At 44.0% G+C, this 25,843-nt stretch carries 18 protein-coding genes; 13 read left to right on the top strand and 5 right to left on the bottom strand.

Translation table 11 applies throughout. The annotated features are described in order from the left end of the window. Positions 1-158 precede the first annotated feature (158 nt). On the top strand, positions 159-1,556 hold the full coding sequence (fumC, locus tag A8O23_RS14775) for a class II fumarate hydratase (RefSeq protein ID WP_066622574.1): 1,398 nt from the start codon (positions 159-161) through the stop codon (positions 1,554-1,556). 391 nt (positions 1,557-1,947) lie between these two features. On the opposite strand, the gene A8O23_RS14770 is transcribed toward fumC, so the two are convergent. Then, a complete protein-coding gene (locus A8O23_RS14770; protein WP_066622573.1) occupies positions 1,948-3,717 on the bottom strand; it encodes a RagB/SusD family nutrient uptake outer membrane protein in 1,770 nt (589 codons plus the stop codon). Between the two features lie 18 nt (positions 3,718-3,735). Further along, the gene (locus A8O23_RS14765; RefSeq protein WP_204377704.1) at positions 3,736-6,966 is read right to left on the bottom strand and encodes a SusC/RagA family TonB-linked outer membrane protein; all 3,231 of its coding nucleotides are present in this window, start codon (positions 6,964-6,966) and stop codon (positions 3,736-3,738) included. A 931-nt stretch (positions 6,967-7,897) separates the two neighbouring features. Here A8O23_RS14765 and A8O23_RS14760 point away from each other — a divergent pair. From A8O23_RS14760 to A8O23_RS14750, 3 genes are all read left to right on the top strand, one after another. Next, on the top strand, positions 7,898-9,073 hold the full coding sequence (locus A8O23_RS14760; RefSeq protein WP_074988400.1) for an acyltransferase family protein: 1,176 nt from the start codon (positions 7,898-7,900) through the stop codon (positions 9,071-9,073). Between the two features lie 136 nt (positions 9,074-9,209). Beyond that, on the top strand, positions 9,210-9,602 hold the full coding sequence (locus A8O23_RS14755) for a diacylglycerol kinase family protein (protein ID WP_066622563.1): 393 nt from the start codon (positions 9,210-9,212) through the stop codon (positions 9,600-9,602). Positions 9,603-9,683: 81 nt separating this feature from the next. After that, positions 9,684-10,169, top strand: a complete 486-nt coding sequence (locus A8O23_RS14750) for a DinB family protein (RefSeq protein ID WP_066622561.1) — start codon at positions 9,684-9,686, stop codon at positions 10,167-10,169. A gap of 120 nt (positions 10,170-10,289) precedes the next feature. Here A8O23_RS14750 and A8O23_RS14745 read toward each other — a convergent pair whose 3' ends face one another. Further along, positions 10,290-11,081 (bottom strand): DUF4382 domain-containing protein, encoded by a 792-nt coding sequence (locus tag A8O23_RS14745; RefSeq protein ID WP_066622559.1) that lies wholly within the window; start codon positions 11,079-11,081, stop codon positions 10,290-10,292. Positions 11,082-11,515: 434 nt separating this feature from the next. Next, positions 11,516-14,533 carry an AsmA-like C-terminal region-containing protein gene (locus A8O23_RS14740; RefSeq protein WP_066622557.1) on the bottom strand — a complete coding sequence of 1,006 codons (3,018 nt, stop codon included), beginning with the start codon at positions 14,531-14,533 and terminating at the stop codon, positions 11,516-11,518. Between the two features lie 70 nt (positions 14,534-14,603). On the opposite strand from A8O23_RS14740, the gene A8O23_RS14735 reads away from it, so the two are divergent. Together A8O23_RS14735 and gldJ are read left to right on the top strand one after the other, a co-directional pair. Beyond that, positions 14,604-15,656, top strand: coding sequence for a PorP/SprF family type IX secretion system membrane protein (locus A8O23_RS14735; RefSeq protein ID WP_161486747.1), 1,053 nt, complete (start codon positions 14,604-14,606; stop codon positions 15,654-15,656). A gap of 74 nt (positions 15,657-15,730) precedes the next feature. Next, positions 15,731-16,921: a gliding motility lipoprotein GldJ gene (gldJ, locus tag A8O23_RS14730; RefSeq protein ID WP_066622553.1), complete on the top strand. Its 1,191-nt coding sequence runs from the start codon at positions 15,731-15,733 to the stop codon at positions 16,919-16,921. A 130-nt stretch (positions 16,922-17,051) separates the two neighbouring features. Here the strand turns inward: gldJ and A8O23_RS14725 are convergent, their stop codons facing one another. Beyond that, entirely contained in the window at positions 17,052-17,765 is a 714-nt protein-coding gene (locus A8O23_RS14725) for a ComF family protein (protein WP_066622647.1), read from the bottom strand. Between the two features lie 68 nt (positions 17,766-17,833). Here A8O23_RS14725 and A8O23_RS14720 point away from each other — a divergent pair, with 68 nt between their 5' ends. The 7 genes from A8O23_RS14720 to mnmG all read left to right on the top strand — a co-directional run bounded on the left by A8O23_RS14720 (position 17,834) and on the right by mnmG (position 25,842). Beyond that, the gene (locus tag A8O23_RS14720; protein ID WP_066622551.1) at positions 17,834-18,184 is read left to right on the top strand and encodes a carboxymuconolactone decarboxylase family protein; all 351 of its coding nucleotides are present in this window, start codon (positions 17,834-17,836) and stop codon (positions 18,182-18,184) included. A 136-nt stretch (positions 18,185-18,320) separates the two neighbouring features. Next, a complete protein-coding gene (locus tag A8O23_RS14715) occupies positions 18,321-18,659 on the top strand; it encodes a hypothetical protein (protein ID WP_066622546.1) in 339 nt (112 codons plus the stop codon). A gap of 3 nt (positions 18,660-18,662) precedes the next feature. Next, entirely contained in the window at positions 18,663-19,436 is a 774-nt protein-coding gene (locus A8O23_RS14710; RefSeq protein ID WP_066622545.1) for an exodeoxyribonuclease III, read from the top strand. A gap of 276 nt (positions 19,437-19,712) precedes the next feature. Continuing rightward, on the top strand, positions 19,713-23,045 hold the full coding sequence (locus A8O23_RS14705; RefSeq protein WP_066622543.1) for a DUF4175 family protein: 3,333 nt from the start codon (positions 19,713-19,715) through the stop codon (positions 23,043-23,045). A 33-nt stretch (positions 23,046-23,078) separates the two neighbouring features. After that, positions 23,079-23,486 (top strand): ATP-binding protein, encoded by a 408-nt coding sequence (locus A8O23_RS14700; protein ID WP_066622541.1) that lies wholly within the window; start codon positions 23,079-23,081, stop codon positions 23,484-23,486. Continuing rightward, a complete protein-coding gene (gene ybeY / locus A8O23_RS14695; protein WP_066622536.1) occupies positions 23,479-23,910 on the top strand; it encodes an rRNA maturation RNase YbeY in 432 nt (143 codons plus the stop codon). Before A8O23_RS14700 ends, ybeY begins: the two co-directional genes overlap by 8 nt. 69 nt (positions 23,911-23,979) lie before the next feature. Continuing rightward, positions 23,980-25,842 carry a tRNA uridine-5-carboxymethylaminomethyl(34) synthesis enzyme MnmG gene (gene mnmG / locus A8O23_RS14690; protein WP_066622534.1) on the top strand — a complete coding sequence of 621 codons (1,863 nt, stop codon included), beginning with the start codon at positions 23,980-23,982 and terminating at the stop codon, positions 25,840-25,842. Position 25,843 lies beyond the last annotated feature (1 nt).

Genomic DNA, 25,843 nt, shown 5'->3' with positions numbered 1-25,843 from the left:
CATTTTAAATCATGGTGAGTCTGTTGAATATGAAGCTGTTTCTGACCTAATTTCCAGAAAACAGGCCAAAAACGGGAAGCTAAGTTGCTTCCCGTTTTTTTGTGAATTATTGCGTAGTTTTGAGGCATCTGATGTATTAATCCATATTCTTAAAAGACATGAGCGTACGCATAGAGAAAGACACCATGGGACCTGTTGAGGTACCCGCCGATAAATATTGGGGCGCCCAAACCCAACGTTCCAAAGAAAACTTCACCATTGGTGGCCAGTTAATGCCCACTGAAGTAATTGAGGCCTTTGCTATTTTAAAGAAAGCCGCCGCCTACACCAACGCCGAATTGGGAGTACTAGCTCAAGACAAAGCGGAGATCATTGGCCGTGTGTGCGATGAGATTTTGGCAGGTGACCTGGCTGACCAATTCCCGCTGGTAGTGTGGCAAACCGGCTCCGGCACCCAAAGCAACATGAACGTGAACGAAGTGGTAGCCAACCGCGCGCACGTACTATTGGGGGGTGACTTGCTGGATGAAAAGAAGAAAATTCACCCGAACGATGATGTAAACAAGTCACAGTCTTCTAACGACACCTTCCCGACGGCCATGCACATTGCGGCCTATAAAATTGTGACCGATCATACCCTGCCGTTGGTAAAGAAACTGCGTGATACCCTGCACAGCAAATCGCAGGAGTTCATGCACGTGGTGAAGATTGGCCGTACCCACTTAATGGATGCCACTCCGCTTACCTTGGGCCAAGAGCTTTCTGGCTACGTCTCGCAGTTAGACCATGGCATGAAAGCCCTGAGAAATACTTTAGACCACTTAAGCGAGTTGGCTTTGGGTGGTTCAGCCGTTGGTACTGGTTTGAACACTCCACAAGGGTATGCTGAACTGGTAGCCCAAAAGATTGCCGAATTCTCTGGTTTGCCATTGAAGACAGCTGAAAACAAGTTTGAGTCTTTGGCCGCGCATGACGCTATTGTTGAAACGCACGGTGCTCTGAAGCAATTAGCCGTGAGCTTGATGAAAATAGCCAATGACATTCGTTTGCTGGCTTCTGGGCCACGTTCTGGTATTGGTGAAATTATCATTCCGGAAAACGAGCCAGGTTCTTCTATCATGCCAGGCAAAGTAAACCCAACCCAAGCAGAAGCCATGACCATGGTGTGTGCTCAGGTAATGGGCAATGATGTAGCCGTGTCAGTAGGAGGAATGAACGGTCACTTTGAGCTGAACGTGTTCAAGCCAGTGATGATCTTTAACCTGCTCATGAGCGCCCGCCTGATTGGTGACGCCTGCGATTCTTTTGACAAACACTGCGCCGTTGGCATTGAACCAAACCACGAAGTAATTAAGCGCCAGCTGGAGAACTCGCTCATGCTGGTAACTGCTTTGAACCCACACGTTGGGTATGACAACGCCGCCAAAATTGCCAAGAAAGCCCATAAGGAAGGTACCACCCTTCGCCAAGCCGCTCTAGACTTAGATCTCTTAACTGATGAGCAATTTACTGAGTGGGTTAAACCAGAAGAAATGATTGGCTCCTTAAAGAAGTAAGAATATGTTTTCAGGCTGTTTTTTAGAAAATAGCTCTATAAAAGAAAAGCCCCTCTGCCTTGCGGCGGAGGGGCTTTTTGTTTCTACTCCATTTCAATTGGTACACACTTGTAAAGAAAAAGCGCATGAGCAGTAAAGAAGGTCGCTAAACATTGCTGTACTTATGGCATGCAGTAGAACCTTGATACATATGAGTAGCTATGTTTTTCTGGTAACATGGACTTGTTCCCAAATAATGCCTCTACACAGTCAACAGATGCATTAATAGAAGAGAGGCATAAAAACAGAGCATAGAACAGACTAAAAAATTCAACAAAGGCTCTGAAAAAATAAATCCCCTCTGAGCAAAGGCTCAGAGGGGATTTAAAATATCTTCTGTTACTCTAGAAGATTACTGCTCCCAACCTGGATTTTGAGCTAACTCATACCCAAGTGAAGAGTACAGGTTAATTTGGTTCAATGGTAATGGGAACAGGTAATATTTGTCATTGTTGAATATTCTGGCACCAGTAGCAGCAAAAGATGGTACAACATAACCTTCTCTTATTGTTCTACTTGGCGGAGTAGTTTCATTTGGAGAAAGTTGAATAGCAGCAGAAATTTTATAGTCAGGGTGATCTCTGCTTACCCAGGCACCTCTGTTGATTTCTGGTTTAGCTTCTGTGTCAACGTACTCCAATTTCTTCCATCTTCTAAGATCATCGAAACGGAAACCTTCAAACACAAGCTCCACACGGCGCTCTCTGCGGATCTCCCAGATCATTGCAGGCACAGATGAATCTCTTTCTGGATCTTCAATTTGTACACCGCTGGCATATGGCAAACCACCTACTACCTGTAGAGGAGCTACACCAACACCTGGACGGCTTCTCAACACATTTACAGATTTATCTAAATCAGCTTGAGTAAGAGCCGCACCACCTAAGGTTGCCAACTCAGCGGCAGCCTCTGCATAGTTGATTAGAACCTCACCGTAACGGATAATAGGAGCATCTGTCACGTTCAGGTTGTTGTTGCCAAGTGGCTCAGTTTTGTTAGCTTCATTCAGGAATTTGTGAGATACATATCCAGACGAAGAATAATTATAAACTGGCTTGCCGTTGTAGGTCATACCTAACAATCTTACTGAATCAACAAATGTTTCAGTAAGGCGTGGGTCTCTGTTAGCAACAACATTTTCCATTCCACGGTCACCTTGGTACTGGTCATTTCCTGGCTGGCGTACCGGCAAACCGTTTTTGGTCACATAAGCTTCAATCAGATCTTTAGATGCACCAGATTGCGCTTCTCTGTTGTTAAGGCTTTGGGTAGAATGCTGCAAAATACCATCTTCATACTGGCGGAACATAATCACCTCCGGATTGTTGCTCAGATCTAAAGAAGTAAATACATCTCTGTAGTCACCTAAGCTGTATCTGCCTGAAGCAATTACTTCGTTAGCAGCCCATTTGGCAGCATTAAGGTATTCTTGAGCTTTAGCAGTGTTGTTCAAGTGGTATTTCTGCCAGGTACCTTCAAACAAGAACACCCGTGACATGTAAGCCAGCACCACATCTCTGTTAACAGTTAAGCCTTTAGCGCCATCAGTAAGACGAACGTTTTCAGCGGCATATTGGAAATCTTCCAACACTTTATCCATTACCATAGTGCGTGAATCACGGGGCTTATACAGCTGAGGAAGGTCACTGGTTTCTGGAACATAGTCATAGTAAGGAACATCACCAAAGCGTCTTACCAGATCATGATACTCTAAGCCACGGAAAAAACGACCTATACCTACCCAGTGTGCTTTAGCATCAGTACTCAGCACGCTCATGTCCTGAACTCTTTCAATGAAAATGTTAGCTTTTCTAACGTAAGAGAAAGTCCAACCTCCACCAGAAGCAGGCGGGTTTAAAGTAAAAATCGCAGGGGTGGTAGGAGCCACGTCATCACTCAGCACCTGGTTGTTCCCTGTCCAGTATCTTCCAATACCATAGCCACTGCTGTATCCGGTAAAGTAATCAGAGTAGAATCCGTAAGAAAAGGTTCTTACATTACTCTCACTAGACCAGTAGGTATCGTCAGTCAGGGCATCTAACGGCGGCTTCTCAAGAAAATCGTCATCACAGCTAAAAGCCGTAAGTGCAACGAGTATAAAAGCAAATAATTTATTTTTCATCGGAAATTAATTTAGATGTTAAAGGGTAATCTGCACACCAACTGAGTAAGAGGTTCTGTACGGATACACACGACCAACACCAGTTTGGTCATTCAGGTTTGCCGAAGTCACGTTGATTTCTGGGTCAATTGGCACACCGTTCAAATTGTCAAAAGTAAACACGTTCTCACCGCTCAAATACACTCTCAAACGCTGAATTTTAGCCTTAGTGGTGATCACTTTTGGTATGGTGTAACCTAACTGAACGTTTTTAACACGCAGGTAAGAAAGATCCAACAAATACTTAGTCTGAGGCTGGAAGTTGAAAACGCTAGCCTCTGTCATTTGCGTTGGTCTTGGATAGAAAGCGTTCGGATTCTCTGGAGTCCAGTAATCTAACTGGTGAGTATACCATGCCTCATGTGCTCTCCAACCTGGCAAGTACATTTGGCCAGTAGCCCAGTAGTCACGGGCACCCACACCTTGTAAGAACATGCTAAAATCTATGCCTTTGAAATCAGCACCTAAACGCAAGCTGTATTGGTAACGAGGAGTGGTGTTACCTATCACTTTTTTGTCACCTGGGTTATCAATAGAGTTGTCGCCTTGGTCAATTTTACCGTCACCGTTCAAGTCTTTGTACTTCACATCGCCGGGGCCGAATCTAAGTGCACCACTCTGCAAGAAAGTTTGGTCTGGAATACCATCTATTAATTGTGGCACACCTCTTACCGTGATAATGTTACCATCAGCATCTTTCTGGAAATCATCTTCAGTAAAGAAACGATCAGTCTCATAACCCCAAATCTCACCTAAAGTTCTGCCTTCATAGTTGTTCGTGATCAATCTGCCGGCAGGGTAAGAAATAATTTTCTCCTGAAAGTCTGACAATACAGCGGTAGCATTAATGTTCAGGCCATTACCAAATGCGTGCTTAAAGTCAACTGCAAATTCCCAACCCTGCGTTCTCAACTCACCGAAATTACGTCTTGGAGCCGTGGTCCCGAAGGTAGATGGCATTTCAAGACCTGGAGCAAACATATCAGAAGTAGTTCTTCTGTACCAGTCAAAACCAATACCGAATCTATCGTTGAAGAAACGGGTATCTAAACCAAAGTCAAGGGTTGTGACAGTTTCCCAAGTAAGAGCGGCATCAAAAGGCTGAGGTGTACCCGCGGTTGGCTGGTTAACTCCTGCTATCAACCAACCTGAGTTAACTTTTGGCATGATAGAATAGATGTTTCCAACTGAAGTGTTTTCATTACCGATTGAACCCCAAGAACCTCTCACTTTTAAGAAAGAAAGCACAGGGCGGGCAAACTCCATGAATGGCTCCTCTGTAAGAACATAACCAGCAGACATAGATGGGAAGAAGCCCCATCTTGTAGTTGGTGACAAACGTGAAGAACCGTCATAACGAGCGTTTAGCTCTAACAGATATTTGTTTTTGAATGCGTAGTTGAAACGACCAAAAGTACCTAAGGTAGCCCAGTTGCCATGCGCTCCACCAATAATAGGAGTGGTGCCATTGGTCAAGCTTAACTCACCAGCGTTAGGATCCATCAATCCTGTATTTCTGGCATGCAGGTACCAGTTCTCATACTGCTCCACATCACCGCCAAGTATAAACTTGAACGCATGTTGGTTAACATCTACTGAATAAGTAGCAAATGCTCTCCCTGTATGTCTGTTGTTCCACCAGTTTGAGTAACTTACTCTATCAAAGGCAGAGCTGGTATAGGTCTGGTAAGCAATTTCGTTGCTCTGTGTAATACCATTCCAGTGGTTTAAAGCTGTGATAGACCCACCTACTTGTTTGTCATCATCATTCTTTCTGCCGTAGGTATAATCAACATCTACCGTCAATCCTTTAACTGGTTTGAAGGTGGCGCCAACATTTATCCGGTTAAAGTTTTCGTTCGTCTCGTTCATTTTGGCTTGCTGCACCTCAGTAATGGCATTTCTAAATGGTCTGCCATTGATGGTACCGTAAGGCGAGATAGCTGGCCAGCGGTACAGGTAATGCCAATAGTCATAAGTGGCCGATGAGAACATGAAAGGAGCAGTGAGGGTTGTTCTTGAGTACAAGAACTTACCACGTATGTCTAACCAATCAGTTACAGAGGTATTAACCCCCATATTAATGGTGTAACGTTTAAAGTTATCTGGGTTTACTTTATATACCCCTTGCTGACCTAAATAACTTGCGCTTAAGTTGTAGTTGGTTTTATCACTTCCGCCAGAAACAGAAAGATTATGGGTTTGCTGTGGAGCCCACTCTTTAATGAACAGATCATTCACATCCCAAGGACGGTAGAAGAAGACACCTCCTTCTCTGATTTCATAATCACGGCCTTCTACCATTTCTAATCCGAACTGGCTACCGTCGCCGTACTGCTCACGGTATTCCCGCATTTTCTGGATAGCTGTTTCATCTACCCTTACACCTGCCGCGCTGATTAATGTGGCAGATGGGTCAACTCTTCTTCTGGCCAAAAACGCTACTTCGGCACCCTCTACAGAAGGAGCGATTTCAGGGATTTGGGTTGGCTTGCTCCAAGAGAAGTTGTTTGAATACGTAACTCTGGCTGGAGCTCCTCTTTTACCTGATTTAGTTGTAATCAAAATCACACCCCAAGCGCCTCTGGCTCCATAGATAGAAGAAGAAGCCGCATCTTTCAATACTGAAATTGACTCAATATCATCTGGGTTGATCATTTGCAGATCCGGAATCTCAACGTTGTCTACCAAGATAAGAGGCTGGGCTCCGCCGGTTCCTGTTAGAGTACCGGTAAAGGCTCTTAGCTTGATACTTGGTGTAGCTCCAATTTGACCACTAGCCGTAGTAATGGTCAAACCTGGCACCGTACCCTGTAACCCACGGGCTACATCTGGCACAGGTCTAGAATCTAACACCGCCGGATCAACTGTAGAAATAGCACCTGTTACATTACTCTTCATTTGAGTACCGTAACCTACTACCACTACTTCTTCCATTACTTTGGCATCTGAACGCATAGCCACGTTGATAGTGCTACCTGTTCCAACGGTTTGCTCCTGCGGGAGCATACCAATATAGCTAAACACCAAAGTGCTGCCTTGGGCAGCCTCAATAGAATAGCCTCCGTTCACGTCGGTAGAAGCACCATTGGTAGTGCCTTTCACCACCACGCTTACTCCTATCAGCGGAGAGCCGTCATCTGCAGAGGTAACCCTCCCGGTAATGGTTTTGCTTTGGGCAAAACCCGCTTGAGCTATTAGAAAGCTCATAGCAAATAGCATAAGCCGTAATACTACTTTCATAGATAAGGATTTAGGGAAACTTGATTGTAATTAGTGAAAGATGTTAAAGCAACAAGGCAAAGGGGGCGAGGATCATTACATAGGCTTCGTTTTAAAGTCTGGTTTATAATTAAAACTTTCAATGCTTTCAACCCTTGAACACTGCTTAAATTTAGAGGCTAAAATGAACAGTACTCATGGCATATGAACTGAAAATAGTTTAGCGCAAACAATAGCCTGAACTAGCATTTGCAAAACCAATATCTTATCCAGTTCTAAAATGATTTTTCTTAGTGCCAATAATTTATAATAAATTTTAAGAACTAATTTAAAGAAAAAATCATCCTATCAAATATTTCTTATATAAAAAAGAAATTTACAAGGAATACCTGAAGCCGAGCTGATACACCACTTCTACTGATCAGAAGTTCATCTCTTGATCTGCCCATTCCATTCTAAATCAACAATAGCTGTAAGAATGAGCTAACTGCTTTAATACTGGCACTCATTCTTAATAAGTGCCAGCTGATTTTTATTGTTCAGAACCTTAGTTCCTTCTGAGGGAATCTTGGCCTCATTAGTTGTACTAGAGTTCTGAAGAACATGCAAGGTATATGAAAAAAACCTTACAGACCAATGCGCCAATATGAATTCTTTATTTTTATTTCTATTAAGCACAAGTTTAATATTTTATTTAATAAATCATTTCCCATTATTTGCTAAGTTGGTAATGATTGCTAAACTTGACTTAGAAGCACCTCATTAGAAGAGGATGTGAAGAGCGTTGAAAGCTAAAATTTACTAAATTTTGTCTATTGAAGCAACAAGCTGTTGGCTTTGCTACTCTGTTCAAGTAGCTTAAATGGTGTTTCTGCTCTCAAAAGCTGTACAAGATTTACACCTTATTATTTATACTGCCGTGCAAACTACTACCTCACCACCCCCGCCACAAGATAAAACCACGTTAGGTACTGCCTCGGCCACTACCACAGCTCCACGATTACGCTCGCTAGATGTTTTCAGAGGCATTACTGTTTTAGCCATGATTTTGGTAAATAACCCCGGAAACTGGGGCAAGATTTATCCACCGCTTAAACATGCGGCGTGGCATGGCTGCACCCCCACCGATCTGGTGTTTCCGTTCTTTCTGTTTATAGTAGGGGTTTCTATTGCCTATGCTTTATCAGGCAAAAAACTACAGCCCGAAACACACAATAAAACGCTCCTCCGGATTGTGCGCAGAGGCCTTACCTTGTTCGCTCTGGGCTTATTCCTGGCATTATTTCCCACTTTCGATTTTACTACTGTACGCATACCAGGGGTACTGCAGCGAATAGGGGTAGTGTTTATCATAGCAGCCGCTCTCTTTCTTAAAACAGAGCGGAAAACTCAAATCACAGTGTTAGCGGTGCTTCTGGTGGGGTATTGGCTTTTGATGATGTTTGTTCCAGTTCCTGGAATAGGGGAGGCTAATCTACAGCCTACTACTAATATGGCCGCATGGGTTGATAACTCCCTGCTGCCTGGCCACCTTTGGAAATTTTCTAAGGTGTGGGATCCTGAAGGAGTGCTAAGTACTTTACCGGCTGTAGCCACGGCTCTGATAGGCGTACTGGTGGGACAGTGGCTCAAGAAGATAGGCGACGCAGGAAACAAAATAGCTTGGCTAATGGTGTGGGGAGTAATCTGCACCTGCGCCGGACTGATATGGGATCTACATTTCCCTATCAACAAAAGCCTTTGGACCAGCTCATTTGTGTTATACACTGCGGGTTTAGCCATGCTAGGGCTTGGGCTCTGCTACTGGCTCATAGATGTGAAGGGATACCGCAGGTTTACCACTCCTTTTTTAGTGTATGGTGTCAACGCTATTACAGTTTTCTTTTTGTCAGGCCTCATACCGCGTATAATGGCCATGATCAAGGTTGACACGCCTACCGGAGAGGTAGACAGTAAAACATGGCTGTATGAGACTTTCTACACGCCAGCCTTGTCACCTTACAATGCATCATTGGCCTGGGCACTTACTTGGATAGCCTTCTGGATGGTTATTCTGTACATTATGTACAGGAAGAACATCATTATTAAAGTGTAGAAACTATTACTTATAAGTTGAGCATTAAAATGAAAAGCCACTAAAATGTGGCTTTTCATTTTAAAAGAAGTGCACCAGACAAGATAGATACAGGCAACTGACTTTTTACGTAAGTACAAGTTGTTAATTTGCCAGCATGAAAAGCAGCCAACCTCCCTTTTTCAGAAGAAGACTAAACAGCTTTGGGTATGCCTTAAAAGGAATCAAGGCAGCCTTTAGAACTGAGTTCAACTTAAGATGGCACTGTCTTTCAACTGTTTTAGTCATCGCCACAGGCTTCTTTCTGCAAATTACCCGAGTTGACTGGATATTTGTTTTCGTGGCTGTTGGCTTGGTCTGGATGGCGGAGTTGTTTAATACAGCCATTGAAGTGGTAGTAAACTTGGTTTCACCGGAACCTCACCCTTTAGCAGGCAAGGCTAAAGACATTGCAGCAGGGGCTGTGTTGATTATTTCAATGTGCGCAGTACTAATTGGCGCGCTAGTTTTTATGCCTTACTTAGAACTATTAGTGCAAAAGCTTGGCTAAACATTCGTTCTAAAGCCTGCGTTTACTACTTTTGCCCGGTTCTAAGGCCTAGGCCTTTGTTTTACATCAAGCTACAAAAACATGACATCTAACGACGTACTTAAAAACCTTGCGGAATATAACGTGTGGGCTAACGGCCGAATACTTAAAAGCCTGGACAATATCAATGGAGAACTGCCGGAATATTCGCAGTTGATGTTCAGCCACCTGCTAAATGCCCAAGCCATCTGGATTGCCCGTATTACCGGCACCAAAAGCCCTGTGACTGTTCTGCAGGTACACTCGCTGGAGGAATTGCACAAGTTGCATGAGCAGACCTCACCTAAATTAGTTGAATTATACACACAGGCAGATGAAGCTGAACTGAACCGCACCATAGAGTATACCAATACCCAAGGCAAACAATATTCCACCAAAGTACGTGATATTTTAACCCACGCTATTAACCACGCCACCTACCACCGTGGGCAAGTAACCAGACATATCAGATTGGCCGGTCATGAGCCTATCAACTCTGACTATGTCACTTACGTGCGCATTCAGTACGGACAAGATCTGGAATTATAGTCTCCTGTTTTAGGCTTATTTTTCACAAAGCAGCCCTAAAACAGATATTTATCCACATGAAAAAGGCGCAGATGCTGTATAGCAACTGCGCCTTTTTCATGTGGATAACAAAATTATAATTTAGTTGAGATCAACAGTAGGTACTTGCGTTATTTGGTCATTAGTAACTACTACACTGGTCACTTCTTTATTCTGGTACGGAGCTACTGTTGAGAACTGTACCTTGTAAGTACCAGCCGGCACCCCTTTAATAAGGTAATTCCCGTTGCTGTCGGCAAAGCCCCCGATAGTGTCATTGGCGGCGGAAATTACCAAAATACCAGGTTTAGCGGCAGCCGGAGTAACAGTACCTTTTATACCGCCGGCCACTGCTTTAGTTATTGTTCTGATAACGGGCTTTAAATTGTATTGCCCACTGTTCCCGCGGGGAACCACTGATTTTGGCGCATCAAAATCCAGTAGCACCACATAAGTCACGTCAGCCTCTAAATCGGCATTGATCTGCAGCTTCACACCTGAAGTCTGTCCGCTAGGTGTATTAAGCGGGCGGGTAGTGTTTTCCCCTTTTAGTTTTAGTGAGTTGTTATTGCCTAACACCAGTCTTATCTGGGAAATACGACCAACAGGCAAATTCGCTGAAGCTAACAAGGTATCTTTTCCGTTGGCAAAGTCCAGTAAGTTATACACGCCAGGTCTTATATTGTCTAGGGTTACCCAGCCAGACTCATCATCATTGGCATTTCTGTGAACCTGCACTGACTGTATATCCACATTTACTTCTTGGTAATCACCGGGAGCGTCGGTCATTCTTACTTCCATTCTGGCAGATCCGGCAGCATCTTCATCAGAAGAACAGGCGGTAAAGCCAGCAGCTGCGAAAAGCAACATCCCAAACAAAAAATTCTTTTTCATAAGTAAGCATAAGGTAAAACAACATGCTGCAAGGCAGCAAATCTTATACTGTTCTCCTCTAATATAGTTTTAGGCAATTAGTAAAGTTGATTTCTAGATGAGTTAAAGAAGATAAACCACCTCTGCTGGTTATTTGCAAAGGAAAATGTAGCTGTACTTTATGTAGAAGAAATAGGAGAGTAATTGGAGGATAGGAACTTGTGAGACGGCAACCAAAGTGAACTGGTAAAATACCTTCAGAAAAATTACCTGAGGAAAATTGTGGCCTCATTGGAGGAAGTAAGCACTCTGCACTCCGATAAACTTAAAAGCACTAATCCTACGCTAACTCTATCAGTTGCACCTAAAATTAAAGCCGCTGTTTTGCTCTTTTTAGAAAAGGAGCCCGAAAACAGCGGCTTTAATAGTATAATAAGTACCTAAGCTCTTACAACTTACTGTTTCTTAGTAGTATCCGGAGCGGTGGTGGCAGGCTTATTTCGGTTAAATAGTTTGTTGAGTTGACCCTGAGCCTCTTGTCTTAATTTCTGCTCTGCCTCAGCCCGCTTTTTCTCCAGCTCTTGCTTTGCTCTAAGCTCTGCTTCTTGCTGCCTTTTAGCCAGTTCTGCCTTAATGCTGTCTGTGTTAGTAGGCAAATTAATACCTGCTTTGTCTTTCACTACTTCTTCAAGCTTGTTTGTGACCACCTGCTTCACAATATTAGAAGCTTCTGCTTTGAGGCTACTTCCTTTTAGCGCAACCGTTGGGCTTTTAAAATCACCGGTAACGCCAAGTTGTAATGTTACCCGCTCTAGTCCCTCTAAATTCTGAACTCCTGAAAGGCTGGTTAGTTTTGTAGCAAGGGCATTACCTACTTTTCCAGATGGCACATCCATGGCGACTACATAATCAATATTTCCGCTCAGGTTGTTGGTGCCGCCAACTGTCATTTTAATGTTGTTTACATCAAAATCGAAAGGCTTCACTACCAGGTTACCATTCAGTATTTCTGCGGCGAAGCCTTTATTCTTCACAACAAAGTTCTGCACGTCCTGCAGGTTAGTTACGTCACTGATCTTTTTGATAGCAGTAATGTTGCTCACCAAAGCTTCCACCACTTCTACCACACCCTTACCTGTAAGCGAACTCATCACTGGCATCATGTCGGCACCTAACTCACCATTAATGTTAAACTTAGTGGAAAACTTTCCTTTTAGCAGATTAGCAATAGGAGCATATTGCTGAACAGTGCTGAAAGAGTTAAAGGCATTTTGGAAATCAAGGTTTTTGATGTCAAGACCAAACGCAAAGGTGGGGTGAATCAAGTCTCTGGAGTCATAGGTACCAGTTGTGGAAAACTGAGCTCCTAATGTGGTAAATGTTACATCTTCCAGCTTAGCTATTTGGTCTTTGAGGCTAACCTTCCCTTGCAGATTCTGCAGTTTCAGGTTATCATATATCACCGTTCCAGCTTGGGTTATCAACACCATATCTAAGTCTGCCGGTATCTGTACTACGCCTTGCGCCTCTTGCGTAGAAGCAGGAACAGGTTCACCCGTATGTTCTTCCACCATCCACTCGTTCACATTAAAAGAGTTAGACTTTAGGTTGAACTGCCCCCGCAGCGGTTGGTTTTTGCCAAACAGGTAGCCCATGTAGTTAGCTACATAGCCGTTCATTTGCACATCGCTTTTACCTAATGCTCCATCTAGCTGCTGTAGGTTTACCCGCTCATTGTTGAAAACTGCCTGTGCTGAATTTATTTTCATGCCCTGAGGCAAATCTGTACTCTTATAGTTCAGCTGCGCTATTTGCACCGTTCCGCTGGCGTTCACATTATCATAGCGGCCGGCATCAACATCGGTCATATTGCCTTTAGCCTGTATGTTTCCAGTTAATCTTCCGCTAAGGGTGGTGCCCTCAATAGGAAATATTTTAGTAAGCTTTGTCAGGTCTAACACACCGTTGATAACTGCGTCAAACTTTGGCCGAGAGATGTCTTGAATAGAGACTCTGCCTTCTAACGGCTCCTTGTCTAAGAGCATTTTGAAGCTAGAGATTTGCACATCGGTATCGGCAGCGTTTCCGGTATTGTTGGTAATGGTAGAAACCACAGTCACCTGTTCAAGTGGAGCCGGAAAATCTGCTGATTTCACATAGCCATTGGTAAGGTTTAATTTAGCCGTCACCATAGGCATGTACTTCTCAAAGTAAACTCCCCTAGCCTTGGCATCTACTGCTAACAGTCCGCGCAGGGTAGTGCCTTCTATAGGAACTACTTTCGTAATTTCAGCCAAATCTAGCTTGGCCTGCAGATTACCGTCTATTTTCATAGGGGAGAAACCTTCAATGAGAACACGGCCATCAATAGGGTTCTTGCCTAGTTCAAGATGTAGCTTTCTGATGTCTACCACGGTGTGGTCCATATTGCCATCAGCGTTTTTCACGCTCATGTCAACATTTATATTTTTGGCAGCCTGGGGCAGGTCAGGATACTTAAAAGTTCCTTCTGATACTTTTAAATCTACTCCAAAACCAGGCATGGTTGTTTCGTTGTACACACCTTTTACATAACCGTTGAAGGCTATTTTACCGTCAGTGTTCACATCTTTGAAATCATCTTTGAACACGCCCGGTACTAAAGAGAATAAATTCCTGAAATCAGTTTCCAGTGCTTTAAAGGTAAGATCAAGGGCAATATCATCTGTTGGCATGCCAATTGAGCCTGCCATACCCAACACAAATTCATTCAGCTTAAAGTTGTTGTCTTTAAACGTGTAAATAGATTTGTTCAAATCCATGGCCATGGTTACATCGGCCGCCAGTTTCTTTTTCTCAATGTAGTTGATGCCATCATAAGACATGGTAAAACTCTCAGCCTGGGTGTGGGTTTCCATGTCAAACACATCTTGGGCTAGATCACCACTGCCGGTATGGTTCACGTTGTACATGGTTACTCCAAATGGAATACTCAAGTCACGGTACACCAACTGTCCGTTATTGATTTTCCACTGATCAATTCCCATTTTAAAATCAGTAGTGTCAGTTTCAGTAGTGGCCTGTGTGGAGTCTGAAATAAAAATATCCCAGTTGGCTATACCACTTTTCAACACCAAAAGCTTTATTCTGGGCTGTTCCATCAGCACAGACTTCACTACCATTTCATCTCCGGTGACCACGCTCATTAGGTCTAGCCCCAGAGCAAAGTCAGGCAAGTAGGCCAGTGTATCTCTCTGAAAGGAGTCTTTTCCTACAATGGTCAGGTCCTTAATGCTTAAGGCAAGATTAGGGAATGTGCGAAAAAGGGATAAACTAACGTTATCTGTTTCGTATAAAACCTGAGCGTTTATATTCTTAGCTATTTCTTTATCTAGTCGCTCTTTGATTTTATCTTTGAACAGAACGGGCACCAGTGCCGCTAAGGCCACCAGCACTACAAAGAAAACTGCTACCCCTATTAATACTTTTTTCATAATGGTATATGCTGTGCTTTCAGCTTGTAAGTTTACTTATTTAAAAATTATTTCGGGCTTGGCTAAGCGCTTGCAATTTACGTGCCGTCCTTATTTTTTTAATAAATGGGCTACGCCACTCTTATTTTTACCCGCTTCAGCACTTTTTTTATTCTCTAAGCCTGCCACGGCGCAGTCAAACCCACCGGTGCAGCAGTACGCCCATCGCCTATTTCTAAACCCCGCCTTCACTGGTTTATTGTCTGACTACAGTGTTACCGCTGGCCATCGGTCACAGTGGACCGGAATAGAAGACGGTTTTAGTACCCAATGGTTGAGCGGGGAGTACCGTTTCCAAAAAAATAAAAATGCAGTAGGAGCCACCATCTTGAATGATAGGAGTATTGGCGTTGGTTACTCCCGAATTCAAGTAGGCGCAACGTATGCTTACCACACTAAGTTAAGGCAAAATCTTGACCTTAGTGCAGGCGTGCAGGTAGGGTACGGTTTCTTACGTCCAGGTTATGGAAGCCTAATGTTTGAAGATCAGCTGGGAGGCAATGGCCAGGTACAACAACCTACCGCCGAACCTCTTACTCAGGAAAGGTCTTCTTATCTTACATTGGCAACTGGCTTTCTTCTTTTCACTGATCAGTTTTGGGCAGGTGCGTCAGTACAACAGTTAAATAATCCTTCTGTAGGCGAGTCTTCTGGCAACACCGTTTCCCCCTTGTTACAGGTGCATACCGGCTACCGGTTTTACGCAAGGAACTATTTCGATCAAAATTCATTTAAAGAAATCAGCTTTACCCCCACAGTTTCATACATGCAGCAAAGTGGGTATAAAAGGGTAGATGGCGCTATGTACATGGTTGTCACTCCTTTTACTATAGGCTTGAGCCACAGTTATTTACCTACTTTTAAAAATAATGCTCCGGCAAGTACTATAAGTGGCATAGCGGGCGTTACACATAAAGGATTAAAATTAGGATACGGCTACAGGCATTCTTTATCTGGTAATGCAATTTCTATAGGCCCAACCCATGAGATTTCGTTATCATTTGAAAAAGTTGATTACCTCCAGATATTCAAGCGGTTGGGGGCAGACAAAAATTATAACAGGATAGCTTGTCCAGCATTCTAATTTTCTATAATATTGTAAGTTAAAAGGTATACTAAAGATAAGAATACAATTTTACCTGGTTTTTGCCAATTTTTATGAGAGTGTCTAAACAATTTATGTTCGTTGTGGCTGCAGGGATAATTGCATTATCCTCCTGCTCCAAGGGTGATCATCCTACAAGCCGTAAACCTGGTAGCGTAAGTACTGCTACAGGGGTAGAGTATGATGAGGGAGATGATGGTACAGGATTCACTGTAGCTGACTACAGCGACCTTCCACAAGGACCGGGTTTGGTGTTTATTGAAGGGGGAAGAACTACCTTAGGCTCCGCTGAAGAAGATGTGGCCTTGACACGTGATAATATTGAACGTACGGTTACTGTTGCTTCTTTCTTTATGGATGAAGCCGAGGTAGCCAACATTCACTGGTTAGAGTACCTTCACTACATGCGTGACTCATCAGAGGTATTGTATAAGGCTGCTTTGCCAGATACCTTGGTTTGGGAACGTGAACTTTCTTTCAACGACCCTTACGTAAATTATTACCTGCGTTACCCAGGTTTCCGCTTTTACCCTGTAGTAGGAGTTAGCTGGAGACAAGCCAACGACTACTGCGTATGGCGTACACAAATGGTTAACAAGGTTTTAGCCGAAGATTATGATGGAGATCTTGACCCAAGCGCAGGACTTCCTATTGAATCAGGAGCCGTGTTGCCGAACTACCGTCTCCCAACAGAGGCAGAGTGGGAATATGCTGCTCAAGCTCTAATTGGCACCCAGTTAGATGAAGAAGAAAACCAGCTTAACAAGCGTATCTATCCATGGGATGGCCACCAGGTTCGTAACCCTTACGGAAGAAACATGGGTCAGTTCCTGGCTAACTTCAAACGTGGCCGCGGTGACTATGCCGGTATTGCTGGTTCTTTGAATGATGGCGCTATGATCACTGAGTACATTTACGCTTACCCGCCAAATGACTTCGGTTTATATAACATGGCCGGTAACGTGAATGAGTGGGTGCAAGACGTGTATCGTCCGTTGTCTTTCCAAGATATGGAAGATTTGAACCCAGTACGTAGAAACGGAGCATTAGATGACTCTTCTATGTATGCTGCTTCTGAATTTCAGTCTTTGATCACTAACACAGTACGTGTTTACAAAGGTGGATCTTGGAAAGATGTTGCTTACTGGTTATCTCCTGGTACTCGTCGTTTCTTAGAGCAAGATTCAGCAACTTCTACCATAGGTTTCCGTTGCGCCATGATCAACACTGGATCAAGCAAGTAAGACTAAATTTCATATTTTATAAAAAAAGAAGAGGACCAGTTTTCTGGTCCTCTTCTTTTTTTATATAGGCCTTCAAACCTTAAAAGCAGTTTGCTCTATCTACTTAAACTAGGTAACGGCACAACTGCTTTTACAAAGTATACGCTATGGCGCCTACGCTCACCGCACTGGCACCAGCCTGTAATAAAGCATCAGCACACGCTTCAACAGTGGCACCGGTAGTTACCACATCATCTAACAAGAGCACATGCTTTCCATGCACTAATTCAGCTTTATGAATGCTGTATAGTAAGCGCATAGATTCCCAGCGCTCTTGCCTGTTCTTCTTTGTTTGGGTACGGATCAACTTATTTTTTCTCAGAGCATCATCCGCTACAGGTACCTCTAATGCAGCCGCTACAGCCTTAGCATAACTTGCTACTTGATTGTATCCCCTCTGCCTCAATTTACTTTTATGTAGCGGCACTGGAACAACAACTTCAACAGAAGAGAAATCGGGTTGTACTTTCAGAGCTGCACCATGCCACCTGCCTAGTACTTCACCTACTTCTTCCTGACCCTTGTACTTGAGTTGGTGCAAGAGCCGCTGCACTCTTCCTTTTTCCTGAAATAAAAGAAAAGCAGTAGCCAACTGAATAGGCACTCTTCCCCAAAACACTTGGTGCAAAAGATTGTCTTTGGGGTGTAGGTGAAAATCAGTGAAAGGAAGTTTTATGCGGCAGTGGCTACAGATAACTTCCTCGCCCATGGCCAATTCTCCGCCGCAGGCACGGCAGTGCTCCGGATAAATCAGCGCCAAAAAATCATGTACCAAGCTCTGTAAACCTGTGAGTACGGCAGCCATAGACTCTTGCGGATTTTGGTGTAACTTTACATAAGGAGCAATGATGCCCCTGTTAATTCCGCACAACAATGAGCTTAATAAAAGAATTCAACGACTACCGTTCCCGCATGAACGAAAAAATCATGGCGGCCGACAATAAAGTAATCAAACGCTTTTTCAATTTAGATACTAATGCCTACGCTGAAGGGGCCTTGGATGTGAAGACCAAAGAGATGCTGGGTCTGGCGTGCTCCATGGTATTGCGCTGCGATGACTGCATTAAATACCATCTGGGCAAGTGCTTTGAATGCGGCCTAACAGACGAAGAGGTGTATGAGGTTTTTGCCATAGCCAACTTAATCGGTGGTTCTATTGTGATTCCGCACTTCCGCCGCGCAGTGGAGTATTGGGAGGAACTAAAGACTGAACAACAGGTTTAATAAAAGTGAGAACAAAAGCTGTTTTAGGCTTGTTTTCGCTAAAACAGGTCTAAAACAGCCTTTACAACAAGAATTGATGAAGGATCAAAGAAACATCCTTCATTCAATTCATTACTTATTCACTCTTTAAATACCCATGGAGAACGAGGAAGACTTTGATGTCCGGTGGGCAGCTTTGCGTCAAGACCTGAAACAGAAATTCGGCAAGAAGCCAGACTTGAACGCCATACTATTCTTAGTTGGTATTCAGGAATTGGGGCAGGGGCTACGGGAATTCACAAAGGAAGAAAAGCAGGATTTGATGCACATAGCTACCTGCAAACTATTGAGCCTTTCGGGTTATTATCAACTGGAAGGCACTGACCAAGACGGATGGCCGCACTGGAAATCGGTGAAGCCGCTGCCGGCATGTAATTTAAAAGAACAGGAGCGGATGCTGAAATGGCATGCCGTTGAATATTTCGATCAGCTGTAGTACATGAAAATCATCAGTTATAATGTAAATGGCATCAGGTCCGCCATTTCAAAAGGATTTGTAGATTGGGTAAGAGCCGCTAATCCAGACGTGCTGTGCCTGCAGGAGATAAAGGCTGACGAAACTAAGTTTGACAAAGCTCCCTTTGAGGAACTTGGGTATAAAGTTTACCTACACCCAGCAGTAAAGAAAGGCTACAGCGGCGTGGCTATCTTATCTAAGGTAGAACCAAAGAACGTATGCATTGGCTGTGGCATTGAACAGTACGACCAAGAAGGCAGAGTTATCCGCGCCGACTATGCAGGCTATTCAGTGTTGAACGTGTACATGCCGTCTGGGTCTAGTGGTGATTTGCGGCAGGCGTTTAAGATGGAATGGCTCCGCGATTTTCAACAGTATATTCAAGGTTTAAAGGCTACAGTGCCTAATTTAGTTATCTGCGGCGACTATAATATTTGCCATCAAGCCATAGATATCCACAATCCGAAATCAAATGCTAAAAGCTCTGGCTTTCTGCCTGAAGAACGAAATTGGTTCAGCGGCTTTCTGCAAGATGGCTTTGTTGATTCGTTCCGCCACTTCAACTCTGAGCCGCACCAATATACTTGGTGGAGCTACCGTGCTAATGTACGTGAGAAGAACTTGGGCTGGCGTATTGATTACCTGTTGGTGTCAGAGCAGTTGAAGCCTCAGATGAAACGTGCCGCTATTTTGCCAGAGGCTAAACATTCTGACCACTGCCCCGTTCTGCTGGAGATGCATCCGGTAGAAGGGTAGGGATAAGCTGTACAACCTGTTTTAAAGACACAGCTAAACAGAACAACTGTACCAGCAATAATCTGGAAGAACTTCTGTCGTTTTTGGTCTGTTTTCTAAAAAGCAGGCCAAAAACGCAGCTCTTTTCTTTCCTTTGTTCTTATTTATACTAAACTTGTCTTAAAAAGAGTTAATATTCTACTGATCAATTACGTATGATTACTGTGAAACAGCCTTAGCAGGAGAATTCTGTTCGCGGCTGTTTTGGGGCTACTTTTCTCATTCTAAACAAAAAGTATGCGGGCTGCCGGATCTTTACAAACTGTATTACAGCAGCTTCAGGCGTTTAAACGCAAGTTCTACCTGAATCTGCTTTTCAAAGGAACGTTGCTGGCTACAGGTTTGCTGTTGTCTTCGTTCCTGCTCATGACGCTTCTGGAGTATTTCTTTTACTTTCAGCCAGAGGTCAGAGCGTTTCTGCTCTTCTCTTTTTTAGGCCTCAGCGCATTTGCCGTTATCCGTTGGCTCTGGACCCCGCTCATGGCCTTGGCCAATCTTAAGAAACTTCTCTCAGACGAACAGGCGGCTCAACAAGTATCCCACTACTTCCCCGAAATACAAGATAGGCTCCTGAACCTGCTCCAACTTCGCAATGCCGCCCAAGAGAATGATCTAATTGCCGCCAGCGTGGAGCAACGCTCTGAAGAATTGTCTGGCTACCAGTTTCCGGAGCGAATCAAGATTACCCAAAACAACAAGTCGTACTTTAAATACCTGGCACTTCCTTTGGTGTTGGTATTGGTACTGGCATTTATTTACCCTGCGTTGTTCGTGCAAGGTACCCGCCGCATAATTGATTTTAAGACCCATTACGCCCCTGAAGCTCCTTTTCAATTTGTGGTGCAGAACAAATCATTGCGAGCTTTCAAAGGCGAAAATTTCAAACTGGAAGTAGCCATTGAAGGAAGATCAATTCCGGAGGAAGTGGCCGTGGTAATAAATGGCCGTGAAATACCTCTGAGAAAAGGGAAAGGGCAAACCTACGTGCACGAATTCCAGCAGGTGCAAGAATCAGTTGATTTCCAGTTTACCGGCGCTGGCTTTTACTCAAAGCCTAACACGTTAACTGTGGTACCTCGCCCAGTGCTGCGCCAGCTCAAAGCAGAACTAAATTACCCCAAATACCTGCGCAAGCCCAATGAAATACTAGACAACACTGGTGATTTAACCATTCCGGAAGGTACCAAGGTAACTTGGCGCTTCGCCGCCGATGACGCTGATTCTATTTGGCTGCAGTTTCAGGAGCCTGCCCAGAAGCTGAAAGCACAGGCCCAGGGAGAAGAGTTTGTATTAAACAAAACCTTTATGCAGAGCCAGCGCTTCAGCATGCACCTGCGTAACCGGTACTCTGAGAACAAAGAAAAGATCTCCCACCAAGTTACTGTCATTCCAGATCGTCACCCTGAAATCACTCTAGAGCAGTTCCGTGATTCAGTGCTGTACTCTTACTTAGTGGTGGGCGGCACTATTTCTGATGACTACGGCTTCAGTAGGTTGGCCTTGCACTACCGCGTGGTGAAAGACAATCAACCGGCACCAAGTTTTAAGGCGATGGCCATGCCTTACAACCCTACCATTCCTACCCAGTCATATTTTTACCAATTCAACCTGAAGCCGCTGCAGCTCAAACAAGGGGAGAAGCTGGAGTATTTTGTACAGGTAACCGACAACGACCAGGTGCCCCAGCCAAAAAGCGCCCGCACTTCTACCTTCACCTTTAAATTCCCAGACCTTAACGAGGCGCAGAAATCAATTGAAGAATCTTCGCAACAGGTAGAATCACAGCTGAAGTCTTCTTTAAGCAAAGCCGAGGAATTACAAAAGTCGCTGGAGCAGAACGAAGAAAAAACGAAAGTAAAGAAAGAACTGAGCTGGCAAGACAAAAAAGCGCTGCAAGAGCTTGCCGAGAAGAAAAAGGCCCTGCAGGAAGAGTTGAACACGCTGCAGAAAATGAACGAGCAGCTAAACCAGCAGCAAGAGCGTTTTTCGCCTCAAAATGAAAAACTAGCCGAAAAACGCGACCAGCTTAAAAAGCTCATGGACGAGTTGCTGGACGACGAAACCAAAAAGCTGTATGAAGAGCTGGAGAAACTGCTGCAACAAAAACAGCCAGACCCAGCTAAGATTCAGCCGCTGCTAGACAAGCTGAACCAGCAAGAAGATAACCTTCAGAAAGAACTAGACCGCCTGCTAGAGCTCTTTAAACAGCTGGAGGTAGAGCAAAAGCTTGAAAATGCAATGCAGAAGCTAGATGAACTGGCTAAAAAACAGGAAGACCTTGCTCAGAAAACCGAAGGACAAAAGCAGCCTGATAAGAATCTGCAGCAAAACCTGCAGGAAGAGCAAAAGAAACTGCAAGAGGAGTTCAAAAAGACGCAGGAACAGCTGAATGAAGCAGAGAAAATGAACGAACAGCTAGAGCACCCTGAGTCTTTGCCTGACACAGACCAAATGGAAGAGCAGATTGAGCAAGACCAGCAGGATGCGCAGGAGAATCTGGACAAAGGCAAAAACCAAAAGGCAAGCCAATCACAAAAATCGGCTGCCCAAAAAATGAAGCAGATGTCTGAGCAAATGCAGAGCATGTCAATGGAATCAGACATGCAACAGATGCAGGAAAACTTAGACCATCTGCGTGATATTCTGGAGAACTTGGTAACGCTCTCTTTTGACCAGGAGAAGCTGATGAAAGATTTCCGGAACGTACACCAATCAGACCCTCGGTTCATTGCCCTGGCCCAGCAGCAGCTCAAACTGTCTGACGATGCCAAGATCATTGAAGACAGCCTACTTTCCTTGGCCAAACGCGTAGCTCAGATTCAGTCATTTGTGACACGTGAGGTCGGGGCTATGGAAGAGGAGATGAAGCGCAGTTCTGAGTCTATTAAGGACCGGAATCTGGGCAAAACCGGAACGCATCAGCAACTGGCCATGACGTCAATGAACAATCTGGCGCTAATGCTTAGCGATGTGCAGCAGCAAATGCAGGCCGCCATGATGGCCGCCCAACAAAGTGGCCCTGGCAAAAAGAAGGGCAAAGGAAAAGGAAAGGGTCAGAGCCCCGGCGCACTAGGGCAAATGCAGCAGCAGCTAAACGAACAAATCCAGCAACTAAAGCAAAGTGGGCAATCTGGTAAGGCTTTGTCGGAATCTTTGGCCCGTTTGGCGGCGCAGCAGGAAATGCTTCGGAACGCCATGAAAGAACTGGCTCCGCCTTCTACACAACCAGGGGGCAAAGAAGGAGGAGAGAATCTAAGTAATTTGCGCAAACTGATGGAACAAACCGAAACTGATCTCGTTAATAAACGTCTTACGGAGCAGACAATCATGCGCCAGAAAGAAATTTTGACCAGATTGTTGCAGGCTGAGAAGGCGGCCAATGAACGAGATTTAGATGAGAAAAGAGAGGCAAATACCGCTAAGGAACTGCCTGCCCGTATTCCGCCGTCTCTTCAGAAGTACCAGGCTCAGCAAAAACAGCAGACGGAGACGCTCCGGCAGAACCTTCCTGCTTTAACTCCTTATTATAAAAAGCAGGTAGATGCTTATTTTAAAAAAATAGGTTATTAGATTTGCAGACATTTCAGATATAGGTTACATATTATGAATCAAGTAAAAATTCAGATTCCTTCTATCATTGAGAACATCCGCATAGTGGAGAGCTTTATTGACAACTCCAGAGAGAAGTTCCAGATTGAGGATGATATCTATGGTAACATCATGGTTGCTGTAACGGAATCTGTGAATAACGCCATCAGACACGGCAACAAGTTTGACAAGGATAAGAACGTCTATCTTTCTCTCTATGTAGAGCCTAAAAAACTGCGGTTTGAAGTAGAAGATGAAGGAAACGGTTTTGATCCTGAGTCTCTCTCTGACCCTACTGCCCCTGAAAACCTGGAGAACCCTGGAGGACGTGGTATCTTTTTAATGCGCAATCTTTGTGACGAGGTAGAATTCAGCAACGACGGCAAAACGGTATCGTTAACATTTAATATTGAAAATGCCTGAGTTACCCATTGAATTCTTTGCCGAGGATGTGGAGTTTGAAGTAAAAGATGAGGCAAAGATTAAGGAATGGCTTTTTGAAATTATCTCAAAATATTCCTTCGAGTTAGAATCTTTAAACTACATTTTTTGTTCTGATGAATATCTTCATCAGATGAATGTAGAATACTTAGAGCATGACACGCTCACTGATGTCATCACCTTTGATAATTCCGACATAGAAGGAGTTATTGAAGGTGATGTTTTCATTAGTATAGACCGTATTGTTGATAATGCCGCTGCTTTCAACATAACTCCAGAAGTGGAGCTTCATAGAGTAATGGCGCACGGTCTACTCCATTTACTTGGTTATGAAGACAAATCAGAAGAAAAACAAGCTCTAATGCGTTCTAAGGAAGATGAGTGTTTAGAAATGCTTCAGTTATAAACACCGCTTTCTATAGTTTTACCTCAGTTATCAACAATGTTCACGTGAAACATAATAGTAATCCACACAATGTTCACAAGTTATGATGTAGTAGTTGTAGGGGCGGGACATGCCGGATGTGAAGCAGCACATGCGGCCGCCACCATGGGATCGAAAGTATTACTCGTTACCATGAACATGAATACAATTGCGCAAATGTCATGTAACCCAGCTATGGGCGGCGTGGCAAAAGGGCAAATAGTAAGAGAAGTGGATGCCTTGGGCGGCATGAGCGGAATCATTACCGACAAAACAATGATTCAGTTCAGAATGCTGAACATGAGCAAAGGCCCTGCTATGTGGAGCCCAAGGGCTCAGAGCGACCGAATGCGTTTTGCTGAAGAGTGGAGAATAGCTCTTGAGCAAACACCAAATGTAGATTTCTGGCAAGAAATGGTGTCAGAGATAATAGTGGAAGATGGTAAAGCAGTAGGAGTAAAAACTAGCCTAGGCTTAGAAATAAGAGCCAAAGCGGTGGTACTCACAAACGGTACATTCCTGAACGGCATTATCCATATTGGCGAGAAAAGATTAGGAGGCGGAAGGGCCGCAGAGAAATCTGCTAAAGGTATAACTGAGCAGCTGGTGTCGTTAGGCTTTGAGGCAGGGCGAATGAAAACCGGAACACCGCCAAGAGTGGATGGTCGCAGCCTGAACTACGAAGCTATGGAAGAGCAGAAAGGAGATGAAAATCCTAATAAGTTCTCTTACACTGATACGCAAGCTTTATCAAACCAAAGAAGCTGCTACATTACCTATACCAATTCTAAAGTTCACGAGATTCTTAAAACAGGGTTTGAAAAATCACCTATGTTTCAAGGACGAATTCAAGGTTTAGGCCCACGCTATTGCCCATCTATCGAAGATAAAATCAACCGATTTGCAGAACGCGACCGTCACCAGATATTTGTAGAGCCAGAAGGATGGAATACGGTAGAGGTGTATGTAAATGGTTTCTCTAGCTCATTGCCGGAAGATGTGCAGTTTAAAGCGCTTCGTGAGATACCAGGTTTCGAAAATGCAAAGATGTTCCGCCCTGGTTATGCCATAGAGTATGACTTCTTCCCGCCAACCCAATTGAACCTAACATTGGAAACCAAGCTTGTGGATAACCTTTACTTTGCAGGTCAAATCAATGGTACCACTGGTTACGAAGAAGCGGCTTGCCAAGGTCTTATGGCGGGAATTAACGCCCATAATAAGGTGCATAACGCAGAGCCGTTTGTTTTGAAAAGATCAGAGGCGTATATAGGCGTATTGATAGATGATTTGGTGAACAAAGGTACCAATGAGCCTTACCGAATGTTTACCTCGCGTGCTGAGCACAGGATTCTTTTGCGTCAAGACAATGCAGATCTTCGCTTAACTGAAAAAGGCTATAATTTAGGATTAGCTTCAGAAGAGCGTCTGCAGAAGGTAAATCGCAAAAAACAGGAAACGCAGGAAGTACTGGCATATCTACAGCAGAAAGGAATTGAGCCGGAGGAGGTAAATGCAATGCTGCTTTCTCTGGATTCCGCGCCAATCAGCGAAAGAGCCAAAGCGGGTAATCTGTTAAAGCGGCCAAACGTGGAGTTGGAGCATTTATTGGCCTCTTCTGAAAGCCTGAATCTATACCTGAGTAAATATTTACCAGAAAGTTTAGAGCAGGCGGTTATTCTTTTAAAATACGCCAGCTATATTGAGAAGGAAAACCAGATGGCCTCTAAAATGGAGGAACTGGAGAATTATCGCATTAAAGACCGGCTAGACTATAAAGCTATTACCGCGCTTTCAAATGAGGCACGTGAAAAGTTACTGAAAGTACAGCCAGAAACCTTAGGACAAGCATCACGCATCAGTGGCGTATCTCCGGCAGATATCTCCATTTTGATGGTGTATTTAGGAAAATAGA

The organism is Rufibacter roseus, assembly GCF_001647285.1.
GTDB classification, from domain to species: Bacteria; Bacteroidota; Bacteroidia; order Cytophagales; family Hymenobacteraceae; genus Nibribacter; species Nibribacter roseus.
Note: the sequence above shows the minus strand (reverse complement) of the source record. Positions and strands in the feature narration are given on the sequence as shown.

Coding starts and splice junctions, on each gene's coding strand:
- ybeY (WP_066622536.1), top strand. CDS start 23,479: ATGCCTGAGTTACCCATTGAATTCTTTGCCGAGGATGTGGAGTTTGAA.
- A8O23_RS14710 (WP_066622545.1), top strand. CDS start 18,663: ATGAAAATCATCAGTTATAATGTAAATGGCATCAGGTCCGCCATTTCA.
- A8O23_RS14745 (WP_066622559.1), bottom strand. CDS start 11,081: ATGAAAAAGAATTTTTTGTTTGGGATGTTGCTTTTCGCAGCTGCTGGC.
- fumC (WP_066622574.1), top strand. CDS start 159: ATGAGCGTACGCATAGAGAAAGACACCATGGGACCTGTTGAGGTACCC.
- A8O23_RS14725 (WP_066622647.1), bottom strand. CDS start 17,765: ATGGCTGCCGTACTCACAGGTTTACAGAGCTTGGTACATGATTTTTTG.
- A8O23_RS14700 (WP_066622541.1), top strand. CDS start 23,079: ATGAATCAAGTAAAAATTCAGATTCCTTCTATCATTGAGAACATCCGC.
- A8O23_RS14715 (WP_066622546.1), top strand. CDS start 18,321: ATGGAGAACGAGGAAGACTTTGATGTCCGGTGGGCAGCTTTGCGTCAA.
- A8O23_RS14750 (WP_066622561.1), top strand. CDS start 9,684: ATGACATCTAACGACGTACTTAAAAACCTTGCGGAATATAACGTGTGG.
- mnmG (WP_066622534.1), top strand. CDS start 23,980: ATGTTCACAAGTTATGATGTAGTAGTTGTAGGGGCGGGACATGCCGGA.
- A8O23_RS14720 (WP_066622551.1), top strand. CDS start 17,834: ATGAGCTTAATAAAAGAATTCAACGACTACCGTTCCCGCATGAACGAA.
- gldJ (WP_066622553.1), top strand. CDS start 15,731: ATGAGAGTGTCTAAACAATTTATGTTCGTTGTGGCTGCAGGGATAATT.
- A8O23_RS14755 (WP_066622563.1), top strand. CDS start 9,210: ATGAAAAGCAGCCAACCTCCCTTTTTCAGAAGAAGACTAAACAGCTTT.
- A8O23_RS14740 (WP_066622557.1), bottom strand. CDS start 14,533: ATGAAAAAAGTATTAATAGGGGTAGCAGTTTTCTTTGTAGTGCTGGTG.
- A8O23_RS14705 (WP_066622543.1), top strand. CDS start 19,713: ATGCGGGCTGCCGGATCTTTACAAACTGTATTACAGCAGCTTCAGGCG.
- A8O23_RS14770 (WP_066622573.1), bottom strand. CDS start 3,717: ATGAAAAATAAATTATTTGCTTTTATACTCGTTGCACTTACGGCTTTT.
- A8O23_RS14765 (WP_204377704.1), bottom strand. CDS start 6,966: ATGAGCTTTCTAATAGCTCAAGCGGGTTTTGCCCAAAGCAAAACCATT.